Raw genomic sequence first — 26,076 nt, 5'->3', positions numbered from 1 at the left:
GTGAGTTGATTTATATGGGAATTGAAGCGAAAATCAATACATATTTAAATAACATGCCAGTAGTCAAGAAAACAATAAAAAGAGCATATCAACTATCTATGTACGCAATCTCACCAAAAATTAAATACGAGGGTGATATAAGGAGAGTATCACCCAGTGATGGTATGGAATATTTCTTCGGATATTATGATAAATCACCGTGGGATGCTAGTGATAGATATATGTTATGTTTAAGAGCAAAAGATACCACCTCAACTGTAGCTCCGGAAGAATCTGCTGAAATTATACTAATTGACACAGAAAATAATAATTCATTTAAAGTTCTAGGTAAAACTAATTCCTGGAATGTTCAGCAGGGATGTATGCTACAGTGGTTAGGTCCGGATTACAGTGAAAAGATAATTTATAATGATTTTAGAGATGGAAAACACTGTTCTATAATATTAAATATTAATACTAACTTAGAAAAAGTTATACCAATGCCTGTTTATAGTGTTGCTGGCAGTGGTAAATTTGCTCTTACTCTTGATTTCTCACGATTACATCGACTAAGACCCGGTTATGGATATTCAAATTTACAAGATAACGATAAAGGTGAAAAATGTCCTAACAAACCATGTATTTGGTATGTTAATCTAGAAAACGGTGAAGTAAAGTCGCTATTACAATATACTGATTTCGCCAATTTTCAACCAAGAACTGAAATGAGTGAAGCAGAGCATAAGGTTAATCACATTATGTTAAACCCTTCTGGGGATAGATTTATGGTATTACATAGGTGGATTAATGGTACAAATAAATATACTCGTTTAATTACTCTTAATATTGACGGGACACATATGTATAATTTGAATGACGACGATATGACTTCACATTGCTACTGGAAAAACGATACAGAAATAATTGCCTACGCTCATAAGAAATCTGGAGGTAATGGTTATTATTTAATGAAAGACAAAACAGACAAATATCAGAGAAAGTGGACTGAATTAACTTCAGATGGGCATCCTAGTTATTCACCTGATAGAAGTATGGTTATAACTGATACTTATCCAGATAGAGCAAGAATTGCTTCAGTATACTTAATTAAGGAAGATTCAGCTGAAAAAGTAGCTAGGGTCTTTGCACCTTTTAAATATGATAATGACTTACGATGTGATCTGCATCCAAGGTGGAATCGTTCAGGTAATAAAATATGTATAGATTCCGTTTTTGAAGGTAGAAGAGGTTTGTATACAATCAATGTTAGTATTTAAGCTGATACTTACGAATAGAGAGAAGTGGATATTACTTTATGGTTAAAAAAGTACTTGTTGTAAGTCATGAATTTCCACCTTTTGGGGGAGGAGCCGGTATAGTAGCTCAGGATATTATAAAAAAGCTAACTGATAATAATCTTGATGTCACTCTTGTTACCAATTATATAGGTAGAAAAAAAGATGCAGATTATAATTTAATCGAAGTGAAGACTATTCCTAAGCTAAGATTTGTTAATTTCTGGTTAAAAATGAAAACTTTAAACCTTAGAGAATACGACAGAATCATACTAAATGATGTTGGTGCCCAGATGGTAGGTGCAATATTTTTTAATAATGAGTTACTAAAAAAAACAATAGTATATCTTCATGGTAGTGAACCAGAAAATATTTACTTATACCCTAATTCTATGTTTAAAATTCTAAAGTTTAATGAAAAACATACAAGATTATTAAAGCACTGCAACACAATAATTTCGGTAAGTAACTATATGAAAGATAAATTTATAAACTATACTGAACTATACGAACTTAGGGACAAGATAGTAACAAATTACATTGGTATTAACGAAAAAGTGTTTTTATATGATCCTATAGATTTAACTGTAAAACTTGGTATATCAAAAGAAGCGAGAACTCTTTTATCAGTTAGCAGAATAGTAAGAGACAAAGGCTACTTGGAAATGTACTACATCTTCAGGGAATTAGTAAAAGGGGATAGAAATTACCATTGGATTATTATAGGAGTAGGGGATTATAAGAAGAAGTTAGAAATAATGATTAAAGATGATAATCTAACTTCAAATGTACATTTTTTAGGGAAATTAGATAGAGAAGAATTAAGAAAATATTATTCTTCAGTTGACTTTTTTTGGCTATTATCAAATTATGAAGAAGCTTTGGGTCTTGTCTATTTAGAAGCAGAGTTTTGTAAAACAACTGTTATTGGGAGGAATTTAGGTGGGGTGAAAGAGGTAATTGATGTTGGAAAAACTGGTTACCTAATTGAAAATGAGAAAGAGGTTTTAGAGATTTTAAGGAAAAAGCCATTCCCTCAACAAGAAAACTTTAACGATATAATAGATAAGTTTTCATTTGAAAAAAACACTAAAATGTTATGCGATCTTTTATTTAACAGAAATTGATCAAATTTCTATGAAATGGAGTAAATTATTTATATGGTTAAATTAGGAATTTCATCCTTTGGGATATTCTTATATTTAATAGTTCCAACCTATTTATTATCAGGAGGATATTCTTTTTATAATTTCGTCTACATGTTACCGATTGGTATTTATTTAATATCAATAATATCCTTAAAAAAGAATCGATTATCCTTAGTTTGGCCTTTTAAAAATTGGAATATCTTTTTTATGATTTTATTAATGTACAGTACATTTTATATGATTTTTAGCGGTGGTGAAAAATCCATCTATGAAACAATGCACATTTTTTTGGGAATAATTATATTTACTTTAACCATAAGTTTTATTAATGATGGGAAAAGATTTGAAAGGTTAATAGTAATAATTAAACTTACTATGTTAATAGTAATTATACATTCTCTTATTAATTTTCTGTTTGATATGAGAATAACTGCGTCTTATTCAAATGAAAATAGATTAGCAAGTTTTTTAGTTCTTTTCATGCCTTTTATTCTATCAGAAATTCTTGCTAGGAAAAAAACTTTTAGCAATGTTTTGATGGTTTTATTAGTGTTTGTTGTTTTATTATTATCGGATGCTCGTTTCAATCAATTGGGGTTTATTGTACAATTAGCAATTTTTATTTATTTCTTTATACGCAATCTTAAAATAAAAAAAATCGGTTATTTACTACCTATAATTTTAATGATTTTAATTGTTGTAATACCCTTCCAATTTTTTAAAGTAACTCAGGATCAATATGGTAGAAATATTATAGAGCAATATACTAATCAGTACTCCTCGATGAACGAGAGAACTGTAATGATTGAAAATGGATTTAATCAATTTACAAAAAATCTATTGTTAGGCGTTGGACCAGATCAGATAGATACAGGGACAAACTATGAAAATTTCCATAATTTCTTTATTCAGTTGATGGCTAGCTATGGGTTAATACCTATTATAGGTTTTATTATATTGTACTTTAATTTATTTCTGCATTATAAAAAACTTAAAAGTGATAATACTTCAATATACAGTTATGCGTTGATTTTGTTTTTGCTCTCTTTTCCATTAATATGTTTGGCACCTTCTTATATATTCGATTTTAGACCGTTTTATATGGTGTTTGCAGTATTTATTTCTCTTATATACATTAATCTATCTAAGAAACTGGATTAGTAATATAATTTCATATGTATATTTAACTATAATAAGTAAGGAGATTGGAAATGATAAAAGTTTTATACATAGTTTCTACCTTAGCTAATACAGGTCCAACAAATCAATTATTTAATATCGTTACAAATCTTGATAAAGATACTTTTAATCCTATTATTTTGACTTTATCCCCTGAATCGGAAGATTCTCAATTAGAAAGATTTATCAATGCAAATATTGAGGTTGACTCTTTAAATTTGTCGCGATTTAAAGGGATGTTAAAAGGTTCACATTATCTGAGAAGAAAAGTTGAAGAACTGGATCCAACATTAGTACATACACAAGGATTAAGAGCAGACACCTTAGCTGCAAGAAACTTAAAGCAGTACAAGAAAGTTACAACATTAAGAAACTACCCTTTTCATGATTATCCGATGAAATTTGGTAAAGTAAAAGGTCTTATAATGGCTTATAGTCATATTAAAGCATTTAAATATTTCGATTCTCCAATAACGTGTTCAGAAAGTCTAGCAAGCTTGTTAGAAACTAAAATTAAAGAACGATATAAATTTATTCAAAATGGTGTTGATATAAACCATTATACATTCCCTACTTTTGAAAATAAGGAAAGTATGAGGAAAAAAATTAAAATACCACTAAATAAAAAAGTGTTTATAACTGTTGGTTCACTAATTTCAAGAAAAGACCCATTAACTGTTATTAAAGCCTTTATACAAAGCAAGGCATTTGATAATTCTATACTATTAATTATAGGCGATGGGCCTTTGAAAAAAGAATGTCAAGAGGTAGCTAAAGATTATACAAACATAATTTTTACTGGTCAAGTAGAGGATGTTAAAGATTACCTAACAGCTTCTGATTATTTTGTTTCGGCTTCATTGTCTGAGGGTCTACCTAATACTGTTTTAGAAGCATTATCAGTAGGATTACCATGTTGCTTATCTAATATTGAGCAGCATAGAGAAATATTGAAATTAAATAAGAATGCTGGGATTCTTATAGAGACGAAAAGTATTTCAGAATTTGCACAATCATTTAGTTTTATACAAGAGAAAGATTATAATTTAGTTACAAGCTCTGCTAGAAATATAATTATTGATCATTTAAGTGCTAATATTATGTCTAGGAAATATCAAGATTTATATAAAAAATTGGTTATAAGTGATTAGATATAGTTGAATTAATAAAAAGCAATTGCGCCTAAAACTCCGATAGTATATGAGGCAGAATTATTTATGAGTTTGGCAAAAATACGAAATTATTAATAGAACATTTATCTGGTGGATGTAAACCTATAACTAGGAAAGTATTAATAGTTAAAAAAGATGAATTAATCAATCCTGGTATAATAACCCAGAGAAATTTAAGGTGGTTTCTTGGGAAAGAGGTTACTTTCTAAAAGGATTTTAGCCTATTAATCTAGAGATGTTTCAGCAACATATGCATTTGCAAACTAGTTTATTTTAAAGAATTTATCTTACTTAACTAACTAGATGGATATAAAGAATAAAGATGATTTTGGGTGAATAATATGAAGCAATTATATATGGTTAGTATTATAATTCCTGTTTATAATGCTGAGAAATATCTGGAAAATTGTATAGAAAGTATTTTGAATCAATCATATAAGAATTTAGAAATTATTTTAGTGAATGATGGATCAACGGATAACAGTGGAGAGATTTGTGATTTATATGCAAAAGACAACAAGAAAATTAAAGTCATACATCAACATAATTCCGGTCCATCTGTTGCTCGCAACAAAGGAATTCTTGCAGCAAAAGGAGATCTAATTCAATTTGTTGATTCTGATGATAGTTTAGAAACTGATATGACAGGTACTTTAGTTGAATCTTTAGATAAACAATCCCAATTAGTAATATGTGGCTATAATACAATTGAACAGTATAATAGTCAATTTGTTGTACTACAAAAAATCCCATCTATTTTTGGTGTATATAATAAAGAAAATTTCTTAGAGAATTTCGGAAGACTTTTTAACGATGGCCAAATAAGTTCTCCTTGTAATAAATTATATAAAGCTCAAATTATCCTTAAAAACAAACTATTTTTTATGGAAGATATGAATATAGGTGAGGATCTTATGTTTAATCTTAAATATATTAAAGAAATAGATAGTGTTAGTCTAGTGAATAAACCCTTATATAACTACTTAAAATACAATAATACCTTTTCCCTTACAGGAAGCTACAAAAATAAATATTTTGAGACCCAAAAGTTTTTATTTAGTGTTCTAAAAAACTTTTTAATAGAAAACAACAATTATAAAGGGGAGAACTCTAATTATTTAGAATTAACATTCACGAGTAGAATAATTGGGAGTTTAAATAATTTGTTACATAACAATAATATTTATTCTCCTAAATCTATAAAGAAGGAAATCAAAGAAATAATTTCCCAAGACTCTGTTAGAAATAATCTTCCGTATTTTAAAAAAGGAAATTTACAATGGAAAATAATCGGGGTGCTTATTAAATATAGGTTAGTAAATAGTATTTATTGGTTATTTAAAATTAGAAATAAACTTAAATCATGAGAGTGGCCATATTTGGGAATGAATGGTCAAATAAAGATTAATAATTGATTAAATAATTAATGAAGAAAGTTGGTTAAATTATATGCAAAAAAAAGTTATGATTAATGCATATACTAAATTAAATTTAGGCGATGATTTATTTATTAAAATTCTTTGTGAACGATATCCTCAAACAAGGTTTTATTTATATGCACCTAAAGAATATAAAAGGCTATTTAAAAAGGTAAGAAACTTGACTATTTTTCCAAATAATATATTCATTGTAAGGGCAATAAATTATCTACTAAGAACTCTGAAAATTAATGATATGTTCTTTCGTTCTTTTTTAGGTGACAAGTGTGATGCAGCTGTTTATATCGGCGGATCTCTTTTTATGCAAAATAAAAACTGGAAATCACAAGTAAGAAATCTTAAACAAATCAAATTGAAAAGAAAACCGTTTTACTTGCTTGGGGCTAATTTCGGACCATATACAGACGATGAATTTTATGAAATACATAATAATATTTTTAGGGAATATACAGATATATGTTTTAGGGATAGTTATTCATATAAATTGTTTCAAAAACTCCCTAATGTAAGAATGGCTGACGATATTATTTTCCAATTGAATTATAAGATACCAAGAAGAGATGCTAAAATAAAAAGAATTGCAATCTCTGTTATTAAACCATCTTTGAGACCTCATTTATCTCAACTTGATAACATTTATTATGAAAAATTAAAAGACATAATAATATATTTTTGTGAGAAAGGCTATCACATTGACTTAATGTCATTTTGTGAAGGTGAAGGTGATGGTCAAGCGATTGCAGAAATAAAAAAAATTTTACCAGAGAAATATTTAAATATGGTTAGAGATCATTATTATAAATACAATATAGAAGAATCTATTAATACTATAGCTAATTCTGATTTTGTTATTGCTACTAGATTCCATTCTATGGTGTTAGGATGGCTGTTTAATAAACCGGTTTTCCCTATTGTTTATAGTAAGAAAATGACTAATGTAATGAATGATGTAGGATTTAAAGGTTCATATACTGAATTAAATAGTTTTGAACATGTAAAAGCTGAAGAGATTTATAATAGTATAGAAACAAATATTATTGATGTATCCAAACAAGTAGAGAACTCAGTAAACCACTTTAAAGAGTTAGATAAGCTATTATTAGACAAGTAATTTAGAAAGTGTGTAAAATTTGAATGATAATAAAAGGATAATCAAACAATTAAATACAATGGTCTTGTTGACTATCATTATACAATTTTTTATTTTAATAAAAAATGCTATAGTAGCTTTTTATTTTGGAGTCAGTGCTGAATTAGATGCATTTAATCTTGCAAACAGGATATCAACTTTTATATATAGTTTTATAGGGGCTGGAATATCTACAGTCATTATACCTTATTTAAAAGATAGAATTAATAAAAAAGCCATTGATGTTTTTATTAGTGTAGTTTATACGGTTAGTCTAATATTACTAGTTATTATGATATTCTTCAGAGAAAATATAATGATTATCGCTGGTGGCTCAAATGATAACTACTTTATAAGTCTGGCTGCTAATTTATTTATTTTTACTACACTTACTGGTTTTGTAAATTCTTTAATTCAGCTAGTGAAGGCAATTTTAGAGTTTAAAGATCGTTTTAATATTCAAAAGATAATTGTACTACTCACTACTATATTATTAGTAATAATGTTGTGGACAGGAGATAATAATATCTATTATTATGCTTTAGTGTTACTTTTCACAGCACTTATAAGTGTGTTAATTCATGTTCTTCTCTTAAAGAAAAGCAGCTTTAAATATAGTTTGAGTTACGATATGAAAGATCAAAATTTTAAAGAAATGATGAGGCTTTTTTTTCCTACTCTTCTAAGTACAGGAGTCTATCAAATAGCTTTGTTGATTGATACTTTAATTGCCGCAAGATTACCGACAGGTAGCATCTCTATTCTAAACTATTCAAACACAGTAATAAGCATGATAAATCTGTTGTTGCTTGGAAATATAACATCTTTTGTTTACCCCAAGTTAGTTAAAAAAATCAATAATCAGGAACGACAGCGCAGTTTAGTAGATTATTTATTATTAGTAAATATTATAATGTGTCTTATAATCATACTATTTTATTCAAGTGGGCTTGAAGCAATTAGTATTCTCTTTGAAAGAGGAGAATTTACTAGTGATAATACATTTATAGTATTTATAATAGCATTAATACTAACTATATCATTGCCAACTAACGCTTCAAGAGATCTGCTATATAGATATTTTTATATGAATAAAGATACATTTACCCCTTTTATGAATAGTATAATGATAAGTGTAATTAATATAGTAATAAGTTTGGTATTGTCTATTTATATTGGCTTATATGGAGTTGTGATTGGAACAGTTTTAGCATCATATATCAGCTTGTTTTTTATCTCTTTTAGATTTAAGAGAAAATTTCCATTATATTTTAATTTAAAAGGTTTTCTATTTGAAAACGGAAAAATTATAATTATAACTATCTTGTCCTTAATAGCATCAACGATTTTTAAGAAAACTATTATCATAGAAAATAACTATTTCGGGCTAATCACATATGCATTGTTTTCTTTAACTATCTTTATCCTTCTGTTGAAGGTACTAAGAAGTAGGATATTTAAGATTAATTTATAGTATATAATTAAAAGACCCTTCTTTAAAATTGAAAGGCTTTTTAAAAAATATTATGTCTAAAAAGAAAGAAACAAAATAAAACTTTTCTTTTTAGAATAAAGGAAATTGAGTTCTACTGATCATTTAAGAGAGTGGTAACATTCAAGATGCTAATGTATGTTTTATCTTCACCGAGTGAGGAGAAGTAAAAGCAGTAACTCCTAAGAGATAAAAAGAATTAATGAGAACTTCATTAGTATACGATGGTAGAAATATACATGATATTAAAGATAGGGAAGAGGCAGAGGTAGAATATTACTCTGTTGGAAGAAAGTCAGTAACTAGAGAAGATATAAAGGAGACGAAAGACATTGAGTTATAAACAGTTGGATACTAATAAGGTATACTTAATTACAGGAGCTGCTGGCTTTATTGGCTACTTTTTATCAAAGCAATTATTAGAACAAGGCTGTATTGTAATAGGCGTTGATAATATAAACGATTATTACGATGTAAATCTGAAACATACTCGTTTAAATCAACTAAAACCATATAAAAATTTTACCTTTATTAAAGATGATATTTCTGATAAAGCAATGGTTAACAACCTATTTGAAGAGTACAAGCCAAATATAGTCGTAAATCTTGCCGCACAAGCTGGCGTACGATATTCTATCGAAAACCCAGATGTTTATATCCAAAGTAATGTTATCGGTTTTTATAATATCTTAGAAGCTTGCAGACATCATCCGGTGGACCATTTGGTATATGCATCATCAAGCTCTGTATATGGTGCTAACAAGAAAGTTCCTTTCGAGGAAACTGATTTTGTAGATACACCAGTTTCATTATATGCATCAACCAAAAAGTCTAATGAATTAATGGCTCATACATATAGTCATCTATATAACATCCCGGCTACTGGACTTCGTTTCTTTACGGTTTATGGCCCAATGGGAAGACCAGATATGGCTTACTTTGGATTTACAGATAAATATTTTGCTGGTGAGTCCATAAAGATATTTAACAATGGAGATTTTGAAAACGATCTTTACCGTGATTTTACATATATTGATGATATCGTAATTGGTATTGAACGTCTTATCGGAGTACCTCCTACAGATGGAGTACCACATAGGGTTTTCAACATTGGAAACAATAACCCAGAGAAACTAATGGTATTTATTGAAACGTTAGAGAAAGCTTTAAGTAATGCAGCAGGTAGAAATATAGAATTTGAAAAGATATTCGAACCAATTAAGCCTGGAGATGTGCCGGCTACATATGCCTCAACAGATCGCCTTCATGAAGCGGTTGGATTTAAACCAGAAACTTCTATTGAAGAAGGATTACAGAAGTTTGCTGATTGGTATGTTGAGTATTATGATAAGAAATAGTTTATTAAAGCTCGCTATGTGCATTTAAATTTGAAAAAGGAGTAAATTTTCATGAAAATAACAGTAGCAGGAACCGGCTACGTCGGCCTATCTAACGCAGTACTTCTAGCACAACACAATGAAGTAACTGCCCTAGACATCATCCAAGAAAAAGTAGAAATGATCAACAACAAGAAATCTCCAATTGTTGATGAAGAAATCCAATCATTCCTAGAGACAAAGGAATTAAATTTAAAAGCTACTACAGATTCAACAGCAGCTTTTAAAGATGCAGAATATGTTATCATTTCAACACCAACAAACTATGACCCAGAGAAGAATTACTTTGATACAAGCTCTGTTGAGTCAGTTATCGAAACGGTTATCGGTGTGAATCCGGATGCTGTTATGATCATCAAATCAACAATTCCAGTAGGATATACAAATTCAGTACGTGAGAAATTTAAAACTGACAACATCATCTTCTCTCCAGAGTTTTTAAGAGAAGGAAGAGCACTCTATGACAATTTATATCCATCTCGAATAATTGTTGGAGAGCAATCAGAACGTGCGAAGAAGTTTGCTGATTTATTAGCTGAAGGTGCTATCAAGGAAGATATCCCTGTATTATTCACGGATTCAACTGAAGCTGAAGCTATTAAATTATTTGCAAATACTTATTTAGCAATGCGTGTTTCATTCTTTAATGAGCTTGATACATATGCAGAGTTAAAAGGTATTGATGGCAAGCAAATCATTGAAGGAATTGGACTAGATCCTCGTATTGGTGAACATTATAACAACCCATCATTTGGCTATGGTGGTTATTGCTTACCGAAGGATACGAAGCAGCTCCTTGCAAACTTTGAAGATGTTCCAAACAATATCATTCAGGCGATTGTTGATGCTAATGATACGAGAAAAGATCATATTGCTGATATGATTACAAATCGAAATCCTAAGGTCGTTGGTATCTATCGTTTAACAATGAAGACAGGTTCCGATAATTTTAGACAGTCAGCTATCCAAGGAGTTATTAATCGAATAAAGGATCAAGGAGTAGAAGTAGTCATTTACGAGCCAGTACTTGATGCTGAGGAATTTGATAACTCTCGTGTGATTAAGAATTTTGCAGCATTTAAACAGGAAGCAGATGTAATTGTTGCTAACCGTTTGTCTGATGAGTTGAAAGATGTAAAAGAGAAGGTATATACGCGAGACGTGTTTAGTAGGGATTAATTCGTTAAGTAAAACAAGCTCTTATGTATCTTGAATACCACATATGAATACGAATTTCATATTACTAGAATAGCTCCAATGCATATTGGGGCTATTTAATTATACTGGAGGAGATCTATACATGGCTTGGCAAGCAAATTATACAAAATGGCAAGCGTTTACCGAATTAGATAAAGAGTTAGGATTACAATTAAAGAAAATTGAAAGTGATGAGAAACAATTAGAAGATTGTTTCTATAAACATCTAGAGTTTGGTACCGGCGGAATGCGCGGGGAACTTGGTCCTGGTACAAATCGAATGAATATCTATACAATCCGAAAAACGGCAGAGGGCTTAGCTCGTTACATTGATCAAAATGGCGAAGAAGCGAAACGTCGTGGAGTTGTAATTGCATATGATTCTCGATTTAAATCAGCAGAATTTGCAATGGAAACCGCAAAAACACTGGGAGCACATGGCATCCAAACATATGTCTTTGAAGCATTACGATCAACTCCAGAATTGTCTTTTGCAGTAAGATATTTACACGCCTTTAGTGGTGTTGTTATTACGGCAAGCCACAATCCATCAGAATATAATGGTTTTAAAGTATATGGACCAGACGGTGGACAGCTTTCATCGGGTGCAGCAGACTCCATCATCGCAAAGGTAAACGAAGTAAGCGATGAACTAGCTGTAGTTGTTGCAGATGAAGAACAGCTGAAGCAGGATGGCTTACTCGTTATGGTTGGCGAAAAAGTGGATGAAACATACATGCAGCAATTACAATCCATTACTGTAAATCCAGATGTTATACATAGCGTGGCAGATGATTTCCGAATTGTTTATACCCCACTTCACGGAATAGGTAATATCCCAGTAAGAAAAGGACTTGAAGCAATTGGATTTAAGCATGTTGAAGTAGTGAAGGAGCAAGAACTTCCAGATTCAAATTTTTCAACTGTTCATTCACCGAATCCAGAGGAACTTGCGGCATTTGAGCTAGCAATTCGATATGGAGAAAAATGTGATGCGAATATTTTATTAGGAACAGATCCAGATGCAGACCGTGTTGGAGTTGCAGTACGAAATAGTAAAGGGAAATATGAAGTATTAACTGGAAATCAGGTTGGTGCATTGCTGTTACATTATTTAATCCAGGAAAAGAAAAAACAAGGCACACTAAAACCCGATGCCACCGTGTTAAAAACAATTGTAACCTCAGAAATGGGACGAGACATCGCAACAGCACATGGCTTAGAGACAATCGATACACTTACTGGATTTAAATATATAAGTGAATGGATCAAGTCATTTGAAGAAACGGGAAATAGAAGCTTTTTATTAGGCTATGAAGAAAGCTACGGTTATTTAATTGGCGACTTTGTACGTGACAAGGATGCCGTTCAAACCTGTTTATTGATTGCCGAAGTAGCAGCGTCTTACAAATCGAGACAGATGACATTGCACGAAGGATTAATGGAGCTATATGAAACCTATGGCTATTATCGTGAAGGATTACAATCGCTAACATTGAAAGGTAAAGATGGTGTTGAGCAGATAGCTGCGATTTTAAGCAGTTTTCGTAATCAGCCACCAGTAGAGATAGCTGGAAAAGGGGTTCTAGCAATTGAAGATTATCAGAGCAGGATTAGAACCTTTACTGAATCAGCTGAACAAGAGAATATCACTTTGCCTAAATCCAATGTTATTAAATACAAGCTGGATAATGGTGCGTGGGTTTGTTTAAGACCTTCTGGTACAGAGCCGAAGATTAAGTTTTATTTTGGCGTGAAGGAAGATTCGTTTGGACAAAGCCTAGAAGTATTGAATGAGATGAAGCGGGTTGTGATGGAACGAGTTGAGGGGATTGTAAGAGGCTAGTTCATGATATGCCAATTTAAAACGAGTTTAAATTATTGTTTGTAAGCGAGAAGTAGTTGAATATTGTACTGAATTAGAACCATCTTCATGGATAAATTGAGCCAGTATTGACGGAGAGAAAACAACTTCGCTATAGCTGACTCTTTCCATGAAGGTGGTTTTACTTCACTTCACTTTACTTTACTTCCAGAAGTAGAGCAGGCCTATATAACTCCTTTTTCTACCGCCGGGTATTTATTGCTCTAATTCTTCTTGGACGGATTCTGGAATCTCCTCCCAAGACACTTCATCATAAGATGTAACTTCATTTTCTTGTTTAACATACAATTTCAAGTAGGCACCTTGTTTTAATTCTTTTTGTGCAGAAAACTCTACATTCAACACGTTACCATCTTCATGATATGCGGGAAGTTCATACCAATAGGTTGTCATAATTTGTCCCGAGTCAAGCTGATACTCATCTGTATAAGAAGGGTCTCCAACCTGCACATATACATTTTCTTTTCCAAAGCGATTAAAATCAACCGTGGCCAGTATCACTACTGCAGCCACCAATAGAATAGAAACTATACCAATCGTTATACCAATTATTTTTTTCATTTAATTTCCCTCCTGAATTGTATTAAAAATGGTCTTATGAAACCCTCGTATGGTGATAAAATAATAAATAATATAAATGAACACATACGCCAACATCCAAATTGTGATTGGTACCCATAGTTCCATTTGAAAAAGGCTAGAAAATGCAATCAAAGCGACTGTACCATGCAGTAATCCAAGGATGAGCGGTGCTATAAATATGAATCCTACTTGGTAACGAATGGTACGCTTTATCTCTTTTTCAGGCACACCAATCTTATATAATATGGAATACTTATCCTTATCATCTTCAGCTTCTGTCATCATTTTAAAGAAAATAATACTGCCAGTGGCAACAAGAAAAACGAGACCTAAGAAACTACCAACAAATAACATGATTCCTGTTCCCTCTAAAGAATCTTGAAAATCTTGCACTGCGCTGGAGAAGTCTACTGTTGATGACTTCGCTTCTAATTCCTGGGACAAGTCTAAGTGCTCTTTATAATTTTCTACTTGCACTGCTTGATAAGTCGATTCTTCAGCATTCAAATCATTGTAAGCTTTATCATGAGCAACAATTACCGTACCAGGCACCGTAGAAATATTGAAGATAGATTCTCCATAAATTTGTACAACTTCATAATCTACTTTATTAAAAGAAACTTCCTTTACATCTTCCGTCCATTGTTCATCATAAAAAGGTTCTATCAAGGCAACTTCGTCCTCGGTTATGTTTAAGGAATCAATATCCCATTCAAGCGCTTCCGCCAACTGCTCAAATGCAGAATGGTCAATAACTGTATACGCTTTTTCCATTTGTTCACTGTTAATACGAATATTCTTGGTGTCTACATGAATCGATTCTTTTACAATAGAATCATCGATAGCTTCTTCTTGCCCTTCCCACATAAAGGAGAATGGTGTATATTGTTCTACGTTTTCCTCCGTGTCATAATACAATCCAAACACTGCACCACCCGCTGTAATCGTTGTTGCACTTAATGTAGCTATAATGGTTAATGTCTTTGCATTTCCACGAATTCGATACAACACCTGAGAAGCAGTCATTAAATTGAGACCTTTCCATGCCCAGAACTTCCTTTTTTTCAACATTTGAAGTACGAAAACCAACACACTGTTAAATATGAGATACGTACCCAACACGGTTAAGGCAATGATTACAATTGGCATTGCTAGGCCTAAGAGCCGCCACGCTTCCGAAGTTAAATCTTGTAATGCTAACCAATAAGCGCCCGCCAATGTAGCTAGTCCAAGAATGACTGAAATAACCCTAGCTTTTGGCAATTCTTCTCCTTTTTTCGATGCATGAAATAAATCAATCAATTTAAATCGATAAATGACTCGATAACCTTGCAACGATGTAAAAAGGAATATAATCAAGAATACGATAATTGTTTCGACAACAGCATTTGGTGAGAATGCTAGACCAATCTCGATATTCAATCCCATTAACTTTAAAAGAAGAGAGAGTAATAATTGAGATAGGAAGAAACCCAACACTACTCCAACGATTAAGGAAACGATCCCAATTACCATATTTTCAAAGAACAATAGAAAACCGATTTTTTGTTTTCGCACACCCATTAAAGCGTATAATGCTACTTCTTTCTTTCTTTTCCTCATAAAAAAGGAATTTGAATACAGAATAAAGATTGCAACAAAAATGATAAGCACAAACGCGGAAGCACTCATTATACCGCTGATTTGTTTTGACTGTTCTGCCAACCCACTAATATCACCACTATGTTTTAACGTTGCAAACGTAAAAAATATAATGATGGAAAAAATAGTTGAGCCAATATAAAGTCCATAACTTTTCATGTTTCGACGGATATTCTTCAGCGCTAAATTAAACAATGTCATGCCCGTCACCATCCAGTTGTGCTAATTTCTCTAAAATCATTTGGTAAAACTCTTTTCGTGAGTGTGTACCACGAATCATTTCTCTGGATAAACGTCCATCACTGATAAATAGTATTCTTCTGCAAAAGCTTGCTGCAAAAGCATCATGCGTCACCATCATGATGGTTGCTTCCTGATCTTCATTTAATGAACTCAAGGCTTTTAATAAATCCGTTGCTGACTTGGAATCAAGTGCCCCAGTAGGCTCATCTGCAAAAATCAATTTTGGGTTAGAAACGAGCGCTCGGCAAGATGCAGTGCGTTGTTTCTGGCCACCGGAAATTTGATAGGGATATTTATCGAGTATTGCTTCAATCCCGAATGCTTTTGCCATTGAATCTACTTTTACATCAATTTCTTTTATAGAATTTTTTGCAATTGCAAGCGGTAATACGATATTCTCACGTACCGTTAAAGAATCTAGTAGGTTGTAATCTTGAAATATAAATCCGAGATGGTCCCTGCGAAAATCAGCAAGCTGATCCCCTTTCATTTTTGCGATATTATCATTTTCTATATAAATATCACCTTTAGAAGGGGTATCAATTGTCGCTAATACATGAAGTAATGTTGACTTTCCAGCACCGGATGGTCCCATGATTCCTACAAATTCACCATGATCTATCGTAAAGGAAATGTCCTCCAGCGCTTTAAACGTATTCGCTCCTTTTCCAAAGACTTTCTCAACACTTTTCACCTGTAATAAGGATTCCATTATTCCTCCACCTCTTTCGTATGTTGTCTTTACTATATCCCTCCATCCTTAAACTACAATCACATGAACCTTACAAAAACCTTAAATACGTTTTTTCCTCACAAATTCCTGTTAAGATAGAATAAATTAGATGATAATAACAAGTATGAAAAGGTGATAAACATGGAAAGACCACGGATTCTCATTGTTGACGATGAACAAGACTTATGCCAATTAATAAAAACAAGCTTAACAAAGGAAGGGTTTTCTGAAATCAATTTGGCAGGCACGATAGAAGAAGGATGGAAAAGATTTCAAGCTTTCCAACCAAACCTAGTAATATTAGATGTTATGCTTCCTGATGGAGAAGGTTATGATTTGTGTAAAAGAATAAGAGAAGTTTCACGTATCCCTATTCTCTTCTTGTCTGCTAAGTCCGATGAAGTGGATAAAATATTAGGTCTGGCAATCGGTGGAGACGATTATATTACGAAGCCTTTTAGTCCAAAGGAGATGGCCTATCGCGTGAAGGCACAACTTAGGCGTGCAGGTGTCTATACGATAGAGGCAACTCCAAAGACAACAGCAGCTAAGGCGACAAACGTCGGTCCTTTTGAAATCAATTCAGATGAAACGGAGGTAAAAAAGGACGGTCAAATACTTGAGTTAACCGCTAAAGAAGTTGGATTAATGGCATCATTTATGCGGAATCCGAACCAAATCCTCAGCAAAGAAACCTTATTTCTAAATGTATGGGGAGAAGACTTTTATGGTGCTGATAATACATTAATGGTGCACATTCGCAGGCTTCGGGAAAAAATTGAAGACAATCCGTCTGATCCTTCCTATATTTTGACGGTAAAGGGACTAGGTTATCGATTCGTGCCACATAATTAAACTTAAGTTATGGATTTGTGCATAAATATAGACTTTCCTTTTTAAGGACAGGTGATAGAAAATGAAATGGAAGCTAACCGCTCGTTATTTAATATCCATTTTAAGCATCGTATTTATTGTCATTATTGTAAACACTATAATCTTATTTGGACTGCTTATTTATCAAGCATCCCAGAATACAGGTGATTCAGAAAACAGTTCTGGTGAAAATTTCACTCGCACATTCAGCCAATACCTAAAATTAGAGGATAATCAACCATATGTGACAGAAGAAGGAGAGACTGCCTTAGAAGGATTTGGTGCCTGGCTGCAAATCTTAGATGACAATGGAAATGTGATTTCGTCCTATCAAACTCCAGATCATGTCGCGACAAATTACACCCCCATGGAGCTTATACACAAATATAAGTATATGGACGATGAATTGCATACGTACTTTATAGGCGAGTATGAAGGGTATAGTTACTTAATTGGTGTGCCAGATTCCAATGAAAAACGTGAAGTATTTATGCTGAATCCAGCCGCAATCATGATGTATGCTTCCCGGTTTTTTGGAGTCATTATCATCGTCGATTTAATTATTGCGGCAGTCATTGGCCTATTGTTCAGTACTATTTTAACAAGACCCATAAATCGCATTATTGAACGAATTAATGCACTAAAGGAACGACAATTCCACACAGAAAAACCAAAACGCCCGGGTATATACAAACCAGTTTTTGCAAATCTAAATAATGTTTCGGCGACATTGCAAGAACAATCAAAAGAACGCAATAAATTAGAAAAAATGCGAAATGATTGGATTCGTAATGTCTCGCATGACATCAAAACTCCACTCGCTTCCATTCGTGGTTATGCAGAACTCTTAAGCGACGACAATGTTTCGTCACATGAACGCCTAAAGTATGCAGAGGTAATCGAGCGAAAGTCTCTTTATATGAAGGAATTACTAGATGACTTCAATCTTACCATGCGACTCAGGAACCAAGAAATGCCGCTTCAAAGACAGAACACAAATATGGAAGGCTTTGTTCGAGAAATGGTCATTGATTTACTAAATGACCCTCAATTTGGCTCGTCGCAAATTCATTTCCATAGTGAAAATAGCGAACTAAGCTGGAAAATAGACCAGCATTTAATGAAACGCGCTTTGCTCAACTTTATGTATAATGCATTCATTCACAATGATGAAAATGTAGAAGTTTTTGTAAATGTTACAGAAGACGCTATTACCATACACGATAATGGAAAAGGTATTTCCCCTGAAGAGCAGACCCAAGTTTTTGACCGCTATTATCGTGGTACAAATACTGTAAATATACGAGGAACCGGCCTTGGAATGGCAATTGCTCGGGATATTATAGTAGCTCATGGAGGGGAAGTTGAGCTTGCGGGCCAAGTTGGAAAAGGGACAACTATCAAGATATCGTTTTAACGTCTTTCCAAGCAACAGTTGTCATGATGTAAGTCCAAAATCTTTCGATAATGAACCAAACAAAAAACCTCCTATATAAAAGTTTCACACTACCATAGGTGTGCTCTCTAATTATATAAGAGGTTTTAACTGGTAAATTGTTTGGAGTGCCTCTCCCCGAATACCTCAAGAGTGATATATAATTAATCCAGTCTTAATTTTCAAATATGTTATTAAATATATATTATGAATCAACTATATAGCCCTAATTCCTATTGTTGGTAATAGGGCATATTTTAATTTGAGGCGGAAAAGTAAATGAAAAAGTATGCATTAATTGTAGAACAACTTGAATTGTTGCATGTGAGGTAGACGGAAAGGAAACGAAACGGACACTAGCAAAACGTGTACATCGTTAAAGCCTAAGATGAATGAAAGAATCAAGTATTCCGTACAAGAGTCGTTCAGTAAGTAGTCCAGAAGATAGTTATGATTTGTTGAAACAATTTCTAGGCGGGGTGGATCAGGATTACTTTATTGTCGTCTGCTCATCAGAAAATCAGCCGGCAGCCATTAAACTATTCGAGACTCAACCCGCCAATTACTGGCTAAAAGACCTGAGAGAAATCTTTCATGTTATTTACGATAGTTATCAGACACAGAAGACTTCGAAGGGTTCAATTAAGAAGCCAGCAAAAAGTTAAATCTCCATCGTCTTCTTAGGAGGACATGATAAGAGGAAGAAAATGATTTGTTTTTTGGCGAGACCTAGTCCTTACATAGAGGACCATTAAACCTAATTTATGAATAATTGCTAGTGATAAGGACTCGATTTTAAAAAACGAAGGAGTAGATTAGATTCATTTTTGATTTACTAGAAGGAAATCGTGATAAGTAGAAAGAATAGTTTTAATTATGAAACAAATATATAGAGGAGTAAAGATGAAGGGAGGGATTTTTAGGAAAAATTATAGGGATTCGTGATAAAACTACTATTTCTGTTACTATCAGGAACAACGTGAAAAGGTAAATTGATATTAAGAGGAGGGTATTATAGTGCCTATTATGAAAAAAAGTTGGAAGAAATTCATGTTTTTTGTAATTGTCTTATTGATAATGCTGCTTCCAGTGGCTGAGATATCAGCTGAATCTGAAAGAGATTGGATGACCAACGAAGAATTTCTTGTAAAACTAAGCGAAATTGTGGAGGCTAGTGATGGAAAAGTTGAGACGGATGTCGCCGGTTATTCCACGCAAGGAAATGAAGTAATGTCTGTGCGTGTTGGTACTGGTGATCAAGTGTTACTAATCACTGGTAGCATACATGGAAATGAAAAAAGTGGTGGCGAGGCACTTGTGGAAATACTAGAATACCTTGGGACTAGCGATAGCTCCTTCGCTCAATCTGTTCGTAATGAGATTACTATAGTGGCTATTCCACGATATAATGTTGATGGTCTCGAGATACCGCAAAGACAAAATATCTTTCCGTGGGACGAAGTTGTTTCTGCATACCCACATCTAGAGGGTGCTGCACCAGCTTGGTATTATAATGAGAGAAATGGTGGCTTTGATATTAATCGTGATTTTAATGCTGATTTGAACTATGAAGTTGCAGCGGAAGATTTACCTGGACACACGAATGATTTTGGTTTCTTTATAACGAAGGAATCTCAACTATTGAGAGATCTTTACGTGGAGTTGCAAGATGAGTTTAGTCATGTAGAAGCTTATGTTGATCTGCATCATATGGGGACCCCAGTAATGAATAAAACAGGTGAAGACGTTACAATTGCTATAGACTACCCACCTTTGGGGCCAGACGATAGTACAAAATACGATGACTATCCATTACTGGATCAGGATAAATCAAAACGTTATGCGTTAGCTGCAGCTCGTGGAGTAAAGGAATTCTCAGATAAAGAGGAGCCTGGTGTAGCCCAGTATATTGCCTTTCAAGAACGTGATTTTCCTGGACAAGCTAGATCTGCATTTGCTCTTAATGGAACGGCAACTGTTCTTTTCGAAATGCCTGGTCAACAACCCCAGTTCGGCTATGATCAAGATCTAGTAGATCGTGTGGAAAACGGGTTATGGGGGATTATTTCTCACATGGCTGATGGTTCTATTGATGACCTGAATGGCGATGATTTTCTTACAGAAATACCTAGGTATTGGACAGACAACATAACTGACATGAGAGATGTTATGGTACGCTTTACGGAAGAGGAACAATTTGAGAATGATAGGGATGCTCGTTTAGTAGATAACCATTTAGCTGCACTAGAAATTTATGAAAATCAAGAGAATAGCGAGAAAATGGTCAAGCATTTGAATGGATTTAAAGTTTTACTTGATAATCAGCGAGAAAACGGACTAATCAAACAAGAAGCGTATAACAGACTCAATAGTGACGCCAATCTTTTATTTGAAAGATGGGAAAATAAACTCTACCATAAGACAAGCCTTTTATTTGAAGGATGGGACAGTAATTTAATAGATTAAGTTAGCGAGAATACCCATTTATGTAAAGTTATTTTAAACAGGTGCTTACCCCTAACATACTAAGATTAGTATGTTTAGGGGTAAGCACCTGAATGGCCTGCTTTCTTACCTTTTATTCGCTTCATAAACTTTCAACAATTTCCCTTTTATTTTCGTATGCTTCATCGATTCCAAAACAAGTGGCCCTTTTCCATTTAATATTTCCACGAAAGATGCCGTATCTTGGATTGTAATGATACCAATATCCTCAACCGCTATACCATCTATTTTTGCAATTGTGCCAACGAAATCAACTGCTCGAAGCTTCTTTTTCTTTCCGCCGTTAAAATATAACTTCATGATTTGTTTATTTAGTTGCTCACTTTTAGACTTTTTCAAGGTTGGTAGCTTGTTCATTTTTTCCTTGAAAGCAGACTTGTTATTTGCAACGTCTTCCACTGTCGGTGCATGCTTCACTGGAATGTTAAAACCAACATATCCCTCTATTTCATTCAAAAAGCGATCTTCAAATGGAGTTACCAAGGTAATCGCTTTGCCGCTCAAGCCTGCTCGTGCTGTTCTTCCGGTTCGGTGGACATAGCTATCTTTTTCTAATGGGATATCATAATTAATGACATGGGTAATATTCTCAATATCAATCCCTCTTGCAGCCACATCCGTCGCAATTAAATAACGGAATTCTCCCTTTTTAAAATCATTCATGACTGCTAAACGATCGTCTTGTTCCATGCCACCATGGATTTTATCGCTGCTATAGCCTGAATCGGTTAATTCATCACACAACGTATCGACTCTATCTTTTGTTCGACAAAAAATGATGCAGCTATCTGGATTCTCAACAATCGTTATGTCTTTTAGCAAGGAGAGTTTGTCTTGTTCACGAACGTTATAAAGAAAATGTTCGATTTTATCGGTCGTCAGTCCGGAAGCTTTTATTTCAATATCAATCGGGTCTTTCATATACTTCACTGCTAAGCTTTTTACTGCTTCTGGTAAGGTAGCCGAGAATAACAGGGTTACCCTTTCTTTTGGTAACTTAGTCATAATCGCTTTTACTTGTTCAATAAATCCCATATTCAACATTTCGTCTGCTTCATCAATGACAAGATAGCGAATCTTCTCGAGGGCAAGTGTACCTCTTTCAATATGATCATATACACGTCCAGGGGTCCCAACTACAACATGGTTTTTTTGTTTCAATTCGGTCTTTTGAATGGCAATCGGTTGTTTCCCATAAATGGCTGTCGCCTTTATCCGTTTCAATCTTCCTATATTGGTCAAGTCATCCTTCACTTGGACAGCGAGTTCTCTTGTTGGGGTTAAGACAAGTGCCTGTGGCTTATTTTCGATCCAATCGACTAGCTCACAGATTGGAATCCCATAAGAAGCTGTCTTCCCGCTTCCTGTTTGTGATTTCGCAACGAGATCTTTCTCCTCTAACACAATTGGAATTACCTTGCTTTGCACCTCTGTTGGGTTTTCGTAACCTAAGCTCTTTAGAGCAGTCATGATGTCTTCGCTTAGTTTATAATCGGTAAAACGTATCTCTGTCATTTGTTAACCTCTTTTTTGTTATTTTTTTCTTGTATTTCCGTTCTTAGTATTGCTTAAAGACCAGTATATCATGAAACAAGGGGAGGGGTTCTCTCGTCTCATGTGATTGACATCCGGTTCCTGTCGCTTGAGTGATAAGTTATGGATTGGTAGCATTAAAAACGGTGTAAAATATAGATAGCTATATGTAACAAAAATAGACTATAATAAGAATATGACGAAAGAAGAGGAGACAATACATGTCCAACGAAAAAAAGCTTAGTACCAGAGAGATTGTACAACAGCAACTGGAACGAAAGAAACAAGCGCAAGCAAACAATACAAACACCAAAAACGGCAAAGGTGGAGCAAAGCATATGCAAAGCCAACTAGCGAAGAAACCGAGTATGACGCGCCGTAAAATGGGAAGTTAATGCTAATTTAAAAAGTACCGTTTATATATAAACGGTACTTTTGCTTTTTTACAGTTTCTGGGATCAGACTGCTATTGCTTTTAGGAATCACTTAGATTTTTATAATTTTATAAATAAAAAATGACTTACCTATTGGGCAAGTCAAGTTCCCGGTATGCATCCTGATATTTCCCGCCTGAAGCAACCTCAGCATGGTACAAAGCCTTAAGCGCAAAGGTTTTTTTCAAGATCATTTTAAACGATATCCTAGTGGGGATTGCTGATAAAGGGAATGTTATCTGTTTTGATTTTGTGGAAGTTGCCCCTCAATATGATCCAACCGGAGCAACAGCACGAATTGCAGCAATGACTATGTTGAATTTTATGGGACATATTATAAAAAATAAACCGAGGTATGAATATATTTGATTGATAGATATGGAGTCTTTGTATCTCTTTAGAAAAAACCTCGCCCACTATGGATGAGGTTTTTTCGGATTATTCAGCCTAAATAACAGTCTGATAAAAAAGCAACTCCTATGCGATGCATTGCCATGACCATCCATACCCAGCCGTGCAAGCTAAAGGATGCAATACCTTCAAAGTATGTACCCATATTACAGCCAAAGGCAAGGCGTGAGCCATACCCCATTAATAACCCACCGACAATAGCGGCACCTGCAGGACCTGCTTTTAGTTTTTTGGGCTTAAAGTTACCTTGTGCAGCAATGAAGGCACCCAAGATAATTCCAAAGTTCATTTAACAGATTATAAAGAAGAAAAGGCAAAACAAATCCTTCACGAAATTATAAAAGGCGCAAATCAAATTTCCACTGAACTTGGTTATACAGCACGGCAAGGATACAGGATTTCTATGCATTGATGGGAGCAGGTTGAAAGAAGAATGGATAAGTCGTATTTGATGTTAAAAAAATAAGAGAACGAATTCCTTTCAATAGATTCGATAGATATTGTTTAAGAATATTGCTATAAATAGAGTTGTAGCAACCACATAAAGCGGATGGACGGTTGACCATCTTCCATGAGGGGAGGTGGTATAAAATGACGGCATATGAAGCAATCATCATTGCACTGACATCGAGTATAGTTCTAGTAAATGTGCTAGCACTAGTTGTGCAGATCGTCAAAGAAACAAGAAAAAAGTAACCGTCCTTCGCCCGATCAAAGTTTAGGATAGGTTACTTTTTAAAACTTAACCAACTATTCTGGTCAGCCGCTCTTCATGCGGCATGTAGTTGCTTTGGCTGAGCGTTAGTAGCACTCAGTCTATTTTATTCTATATTGCTTCTTAACTTATTATACATGAATACATTACCCATATGCAATAATTCTATAATCGATTTGTGAAGGTCAATATTATTGTTGAATTTAAGGAAAACATTTAGATTGTTGATTTGATACTCTGTTACTGCGATAACTGTTCTTAGTAAAGCTCAAGATGTATTCATGATGAATGACTGAATCCATTAACGCAACTGTAACATAATTAGTTACCTGTCACTCCACCATGCAACGATTTTTATCTTAAAATAATAGCCCTATTGTCCAATCTCCTTTAAAAATTTGTATCCTGTAATAAAACCGCCAATAAAATGTTTTTCAGATTCAAGTACGGTTATTCGGTTGAGCGCTGATTCAAGATTAAAAAATGCATCTTCTTGTTCTTTGGTACTGCATTGCTCTAGGGCATTGTTTAATGAATCGTCCAATTCTGTATATGCATTGTCACTATAGTTTAGATTATCAGTTCTATTTTCATACTTTAAGAGTTCAGTGTAAGCAATCTCTTTTAAAACTTCTATCATACCTTTCTCAAAAGCAATTTCAAGGTGTTTCATTGCTTCCATATCATTCTTATGAGGAGTTTCACTGTATATCCTCACTAAATTATCGAAGGGCACCATGGAAATTCGGGGCATATTAATTCCACCTTTCTTTTGTTCTTTGAAACTAGTATTTACAAATTGGTTTTATTCTAAACATCGAGATTGGTGAACTGTCTGTTTTAAATTTAGCATATATGAAGTTCCAAGCTTAAAAAGGTCAGAATTATTTTGAGAATAGCCTTTTTTATTTTTTAATCCAGTGACCTTGCTTCTAGGTATTCTTGTGTTGTACTACAACAAAGGTTTTTCATCAACAGATTCCAAGAAGGAGTGAAATAGATGTCTAATACCAAAGCCATGCCATTGAAAAAGGAACGGATATATTAGAAAATAATATCAACCACTTTAGTACCGATAATACAACGATACATGAGTCCAGTCAGCATATTCTTGATGCTGTACAGCAAATGTCGGCTGGAATACAAGAAGAATCATCTAGCTTAACGCTTGTAAATGAATCCATGAGTGAATCTTTGGAGGAGGCGAATGAAACGATAACGATCATCCAACAAATTGTTGAGGAACCAGATGAAATGGATGGAAGGGTTCAAGATGGTTCAACTGGCTTACATCACTTTATGTGGCAACCATTTGTATATGTTCCTGCTGCAGTTAATGAGGGACTTCTCACAAACTGGTTTACCAACTTAGGGAACATTGCTGCTTCCTCTGAGTCTATGACGACTCTATTTCCAAGAGCTGGATTTATGATGTATGGGAATACAAAAGTGTTTGGATCACTAGGTATTGCAATTGCTATTATTCTAGCAAGTAAACCAGAAAAACGTAAAAAGACAATTGGGGACTAATTGTACCTGTTGCATTAACAGCGGTTTTAACTGGTATTACAGAACCACTTGAATTTACTTTCTTATTTATTGCACTATTCCTATTCAGTTCATGCGGTACTTGGCGGGCTTATGGCAGTTATTCATTTT

The 26,076-nt window shown here is 33.7% G+C and carries 22 protein-coding genes and 3 pseudogenes; 18 read left to right on the top strand and 7 right to left on the bottom strand.

Features of this window, described 5'->3' with window-relative positions:
• Positions 1-14 precede the first annotated feature (14 nt).
• The 11 genes and pseudogenes from MHH64_RS19935 to MHH64_RS19885 all read left to right on the top strand — a co-directional run bounded on the left by MHH64_RS19935 (position 15) and on the right by MHH64_RS19885 (position 13,273).
• Complete coding sequence (locus tag MHH64_RS19935; RefSeq protein WP_340002305.1) at positions 15-1,256, top strand: hypothetical protein; 1,242 nt, start codon at positions 15-17, stop codon at positions 1,254-1,256.
• A 38-nt stretch (positions 1,257-1,294) separates the two neighbouring features.
• Positions 1,295-2,401, top strand: a complete 1,107-nt coding sequence (locus MHH64_RS19930) for a glycosyltransferase family 4 protein (protein ID WP_340002304.1) — start codon at positions 1,295-1,297, stop codon at positions 2,399-2,401.
• A 33-nt stretch (positions 2,402-2,434) separates the two neighbouring features.
• A complete protein-coding gene (locus MHH64_RS19925) occupies positions 2,435-3,583 on the top strand; it encodes an O-antigen ligase family protein (protein ID WP_340002303.1) in 1,149 nt (382 codons plus the stop codon).
• 50 nt (positions 3,584-3,633) lie between these two features.
• A complete protein-coding gene (locus MHH64_RS19920; RefSeq protein WP_340002302.1) occupies positions 3,634-4,752 on the top strand; it encodes a glycosyltransferase family 4 protein in 1,119 nt (372 codons plus the stop codon).
• Between the two features lie 362 nt (positions 4,753-5,114).
• On the top strand, positions 5,115-6,140 hold the full coding sequence (locus MHH64_RS19915) for a glycosyltransferase (RefSeq protein WP_340002301.1): 1,026 nt from the start codon (positions 5,115-5,117) through the stop codon (positions 6,138-6,140).
• Positions 6,141-6,222: 82 nt separating this feature from the next.
• Positions 6,223-7,323 (top strand): polysaccharide pyruvyl transferase family protein, encoded by a 1,101-nt coding sequence (locus MHH64_RS19910; protein ID WP_340002300.1) that lies wholly within the window; start codon positions 6,223-6,225, stop codon positions 7,321-7,323.
• Between the two features lie 19 nt (positions 7,324-7,342).
• Complete coding sequence (locus tag MHH64_RS19905) at positions 7,343-8,815, top strand: lipid II flippase MurJ (protein WP_340002299.1); 1,473 nt, start codon at positions 7,343-7,345, stop codon at positions 8,813-8,815.
• Between the two features lie 139 nt (positions 8,816-8,954).
• Positions 8,955-9,176 (top strand): annotated as a pseudogene (locus tag MHH64_RS19900) (UDP-glucose 6-dehydrogenase); the annotation flags it as partial.
• Positions 9,166-10,191, top strand: a complete 1,026-nt coding sequence (locus tag MHH64_RS19895; RefSeq protein WP_340002298.1) for a GDP-mannose 4,6-dehydratase — start codon at positions 9,166-9,168, stop codon at positions 10,189-10,191. The pseudogene MHH64_RS19900 and the gene MHH64_RS19895, both read left to right, overlap by 11 nt.
• A 51-nt stretch (positions 10,192-10,242) precedes the next feature.
• Positions 10,243-11,409, top strand: a complete 1,167-nt coding sequence (locus MHH64_RS19890; RefSeq protein ID WP_340002297.1) for a nucleotide sugar dehydrogenase — start codon at positions 10,243-10,245, stop codon at positions 11,407-11,409.
• A gap of 121 nt (positions 11,410-11,530) precedes the next feature.
• Entirely contained in the window at positions 11,531-13,273 is a 1,743-nt protein-coding gene (locus tag MHH64_RS19885; RefSeq protein ID WP_340002296.1) for a phospho-sugar mutase, read from the top strand.
• Between the two features lie 234 nt (positions 13,274-13,507).
• Here MHH64_RS19885 and MHH64_RS19880 read toward each other — a convergent pair whose 3' ends face one another.
• The 3 genes from MHH64_RS19880 to MHH64_RS19870 are packed head-to-tail and all read right to left on the bottom strand — an operon-like array spanning position 13,508 to position 16,490.
• On the bottom strand, positions 13,508-13,873 hold the full coding sequence (locus MHH64_RS19880; protein ID WP_095308339.1) for a YxeA family protein: 366 nt from the start codon (positions 13,871-13,873) through the stop codon (positions 13,508-13,510).
• Positions 13,874-15,736, bottom strand: coding sequence for an ABC transporter permease (locus tag MHH64_RS19875; RefSeq protein ID WP_340002295.1), 1,863 nt, complete (start codon positions 15,734-15,736; stop codon positions 13,874-13,876).
• Positions 15,723-16,490 carry an ABC transporter ATP-binding protein gene (locus MHH64_RS19870; protein ID WP_095308342.1) on the bottom strand — a complete coding sequence of 256 codons (768 nt, stop codon included), beginning with the start codon at positions 16,488-16,490 and terminating at the stop codon, positions 15,723-15,725. The genes MHH64_RS19875 and MHH64_RS19870 overlap by 14 nt, the downstream gene beginning before the upstream one ends.
• Positions 16,491-16,652: 162 nt before the next feature.
• Here MHH64_RS19870 and MHH64_RS19865 point away from each other — a divergent pair, with 162 nt between their 5' ends.
• The 3 genes from MHH64_RS19865 (at position 16,653) to MHH64_RS19855 (ending at position 21,285) form a co-directional block, all read left to right on the top strand.
• Positions 16,653-17,366 carry a response regulator transcription factor gene (locus MHH64_RS19865; protein WP_340002294.1) on the top strand — a complete coding sequence of 238 codons (714 nt, stop codon included), beginning with the start codon at positions 16,653-16,655 and terminating at the stop codon, positions 17,364-17,366.
• 61 nt (positions 17,367-17,427) lie between these two features.
• Positions 17,428-18,801, top strand: coding sequence for a HAMP domain-containing sensor histidine kinase (locus MHH64_RS19860; RefSeq protein ID WP_339316232.1), 1,374 nt, complete (start codon positions 17,428-17,430; stop codon positions 18,799-18,801).
• 1,044 nt (positions 18,802-19,845) lie between these two features.
• Positions 19,846-21,285: a M14 family zinc carboxypeptidase gene (locus tag MHH64_RS19855; protein WP_340003294.1), complete on the top strand. Its 1,440-nt coding sequence runs from the start codon at positions 19,846-19,848 to the stop codon at positions 21,283-21,285.
• A 105-nt stretch (positions 21,286-21,390) separates the two neighbouring features.
• Here MHH64_RS19855 and MHH64_RS19850 read toward each other — a convergent pair whose 3' ends face one another.
• Positions 21,391-22,839: a DEAD/DEAH box helicase gene (locus tag MHH64_RS19850; RefSeq protein WP_340002293.1), complete on the bottom strand. Its 1,449-nt coding sequence runs from the start codon at positions 22,837-22,839 to the stop codon at positions 21,391-21,393.
• Positions 22,840-23,078: 239 nt separating this feature from the next.
• On the opposite strand from MHH64_RS19850, the gene MHH64_RS19845 reads away from it, so the two are divergent.
• Positions 23,079-23,252 carry a hypothetical protein gene (locus tag MHH64_RS19845; RefSeq protein ID WP_168927303.1) on the top strand — a complete coding sequence of 58 codons (174 nt, stop codon included), beginning with the start codon at positions 23,079-23,081 and terminating at the stop codon, positions 23,250-23,252.
• A 125-nt stretch (positions 23,253-23,377) separates the two neighbouring features.
• Here the strand turns inward: MHH64_RS19845 and MHH64_RS19840 are convergent.
• Positions 23,378-23,500, bottom strand: a pseudogene (locus MHH64_RS19840) (hypothetical protein); the annotation flags it as partial.
• A 1-nt stretch (position 23,501) separates the two neighbouring features.
• Between MHH64_RS19840 and MHH64_RS19835 the strand changes: the two are divergent.
• Positions 23,502-23,660 carry an arginase family protein gene (locus tag MHH64_RS19835; RefSeq protein WP_316246675.1) on the top strand — a complete coding sequence of 53 codons (159 nt, stop codon included), beginning with the start codon at positions 23,502-23,504 and terminating at the stop codon, positions 23,658-23,660.
• A gap of 47 nt (positions 23,661-23,707) precedes the next feature.
• On the opposite strand, the pseudogene MHH64_RS19830 reads toward MHH64_RS19835, so the two are convergent.
• Positions 23,708-23,991 (bottom strand): annotated as a pseudogene (locus MHH64_RS19830) (YeeE/YedE thiosulfate transporter family protein); the annotation flags it as partial.
• 302 nt (positions 23,992-24,293) lie between these two features.
• Between MHH64_RS19830 and MHH64_RS19825 the strand changes: the two are divergent.
• A complete protein-coding gene (locus MHH64_RS19825) occupies positions 24,294-24,398 on the top strand; it encodes a putative holin-like toxin (protein ID WP_222863058.1) in 105 nt (34 codons plus the stop codon).
• A 392-nt stretch (positions 24,399-24,790) separates the two neighbouring features.
• Here the strand turns inward: MHH64_RS19825 and MHH64_RS19820 are convergent, their stop codons facing one another.
• Complete coding sequence (locus MHH64_RS19820; protein ID WP_095308346.1) at positions 24,791-25,171, bottom strand: hypothetical protein; 381 nt, start codon at positions 25,169-25,171, stop codon at positions 24,791-24,793.
• 374 nt (positions 25,172-25,545) lie between these two features.
• Between MHH64_RS19820 and MHH64_RS19815 the strand changes: the two genes are divergently transcribed.
• Complete coding sequence (locus tag MHH64_RS19815) at positions 25,546-25,947, top strand: hypothetical protein (RefSeq protein ID WP_095308348.1); 402 nt, start codon at positions 25,546-25,548, stop codon at positions 25,945-25,947.
• The last annotated feature ends 129 nt before the right edge of the window (positions 25,948-26,076 follow it).

The organism is Oceanobacillus sp. FSL K6-0127, assembly GCF_037983385.1.
GTDB classification, from domain to species: Bacteria; Bacillota; Bacilli; order Bacillales; family Amphibacillaceae; genus Oceanobacillus; species Oceanobacillus profundus.
This window is presented reverse-complemented; position numbering and strand designations above follow the sequence as displayed.

What these genes read in the sequence shown, in the direction of transcription:
- MHH64_RS19935 (WP_340002305.1), top strand. Translation starts at nt 15, where the DNA reads ATGGGAATTGAAGCGAAAATCAATACATATTTAAATAACATGCCAGTA.
- MHH64_RS19930 (WP_340002304.1), top strand. Translation starts at nt 1,295, where the DNA reads ATGGTTAAAAAAGTACTTGTTGTAAGTCATGAATTTCCACCTTTTGGG.
- MHH64_RS19925 (WP_340002303.1), top strand. Translation starts at nt 2,435, where the DNA reads ATGGTTAAATTAGGAATTTCATCCTTTGGGATATTCTTATATTTAATA.
- MHH64_RS19920 (WP_340002302.1), top strand. Translation starts at nt 3,634, where the DNA reads ATGATAAAAGTTTTATACATAGTTTCTACCTTAGCTAATACAGGTCCA.
- MHH64_RS19915 (WP_340002301.1), top strand. Translation starts at nt 5,115, where the DNA reads ATGAAGCAATTATATATGGTTAGTATTATAATTCCTGTTTATAATGCT.
- MHH64_RS19910 (WP_340002300.1), top strand. Translation starts at nt 6,223, where the DNA reads ATGCAAAAAAAAGTTATGATTAATGCATATACTAAATTAAATTTAGGC.
- MHH64_RS19890 (WP_340002297.1), top strand. Translation starts at nt 10,243, where the DNA reads ATGAAAATAACAGTAGCAGGAACCGGCTACGTCGGCCTATCTAACGCA.
- MHH64_RS19885 (WP_340002296.1), top strand. Translation starts at nt 11,531, where the DNA reads ATGGCTTGGCAAGCAAATTATACAAAATGGCAAGCGTTTACCGAATTA.
- MHH64_RS19880 (WP_095308339.1), bottom strand. Translation starts at nt 13,873, where the DNA reads ATGAAAAAAATAATTGGTATAACGATTGGTATAGTTTCTATTCTATTG.
- MHH64_RS19875 (WP_340002295.1), bottom strand. Translation starts at nt 15,736, where the DNA reads ATGACATTGTTTAATTTAGCGCTGAAGAATATCCGTCGAAACATGAAA.
- MHH64_RS19870 (WP_095308342.1), bottom strand. Translation starts at nt 16,490, where the DNA reads ATGGAATCCTTATTACAGGTGAAAAGTGTTGAGAAAGTCTTTGGAAAA.
- MHH64_RS19865 (WP_340002294.1), top strand. Translation starts at nt 16,653, where the DNA reads ATGGAAAGACCACGGATTCTCATTGTTGACGATGAACAAGACTTATGC.
- MHH64_RS19860 (WP_339316232.1), top strand. Translation starts at nt 17,428, where the DNA reads ATGAAATGGAAGCTAACCGCTCGTTATTTAATATCCATTTTAAGCATC.
- MHH64_RS19855 (WP_340003294.1), top strand. Translation starts at nt 19,846, where the DNA reads ATGAAAAAAAGTTGGAAGAAATTCATGTTTTTTGTAATTGTCTTATTG.
- MHH64_RS19850 (WP_340002293.1), bottom strand. Translation starts at nt 22,839, where the DNA reads ATGACAGAGATACGTTTTACCGATTATAAACTAAGCGAAGACATCATG.
- MHH64_RS19845 (WP_168927303.1), top strand. Translation starts at nt 23,079, where the DNA reads ATGTCCAACGAAAAAAAGCTTAGTACCAGAGAGATTGTACAACAGCAA.
- MHH64_RS19825 (WP_222863058.1), top strand. Translation starts at nt 24,294, where the DNA reads ATGACGGCATATGAAGCAATCATCATTGCACTGACATCGAGTATAGTT.
- MHH64_RS19820 (WP_095308346.1), bottom strand. Translation starts at nt 25,171, where the DNA reads ATGCCCCGAATTTCCATGGTGCCCTTCGATAATTTAGTGAGGATATAC.
- MHH64_RS19815 (WP_095308348.1), top strand. Translation starts at nt 25,546, where the DNA reads ATGTCGGCTGGAATACAAGAAGAATCATCTAGCTTAACGCTTGTAAAT.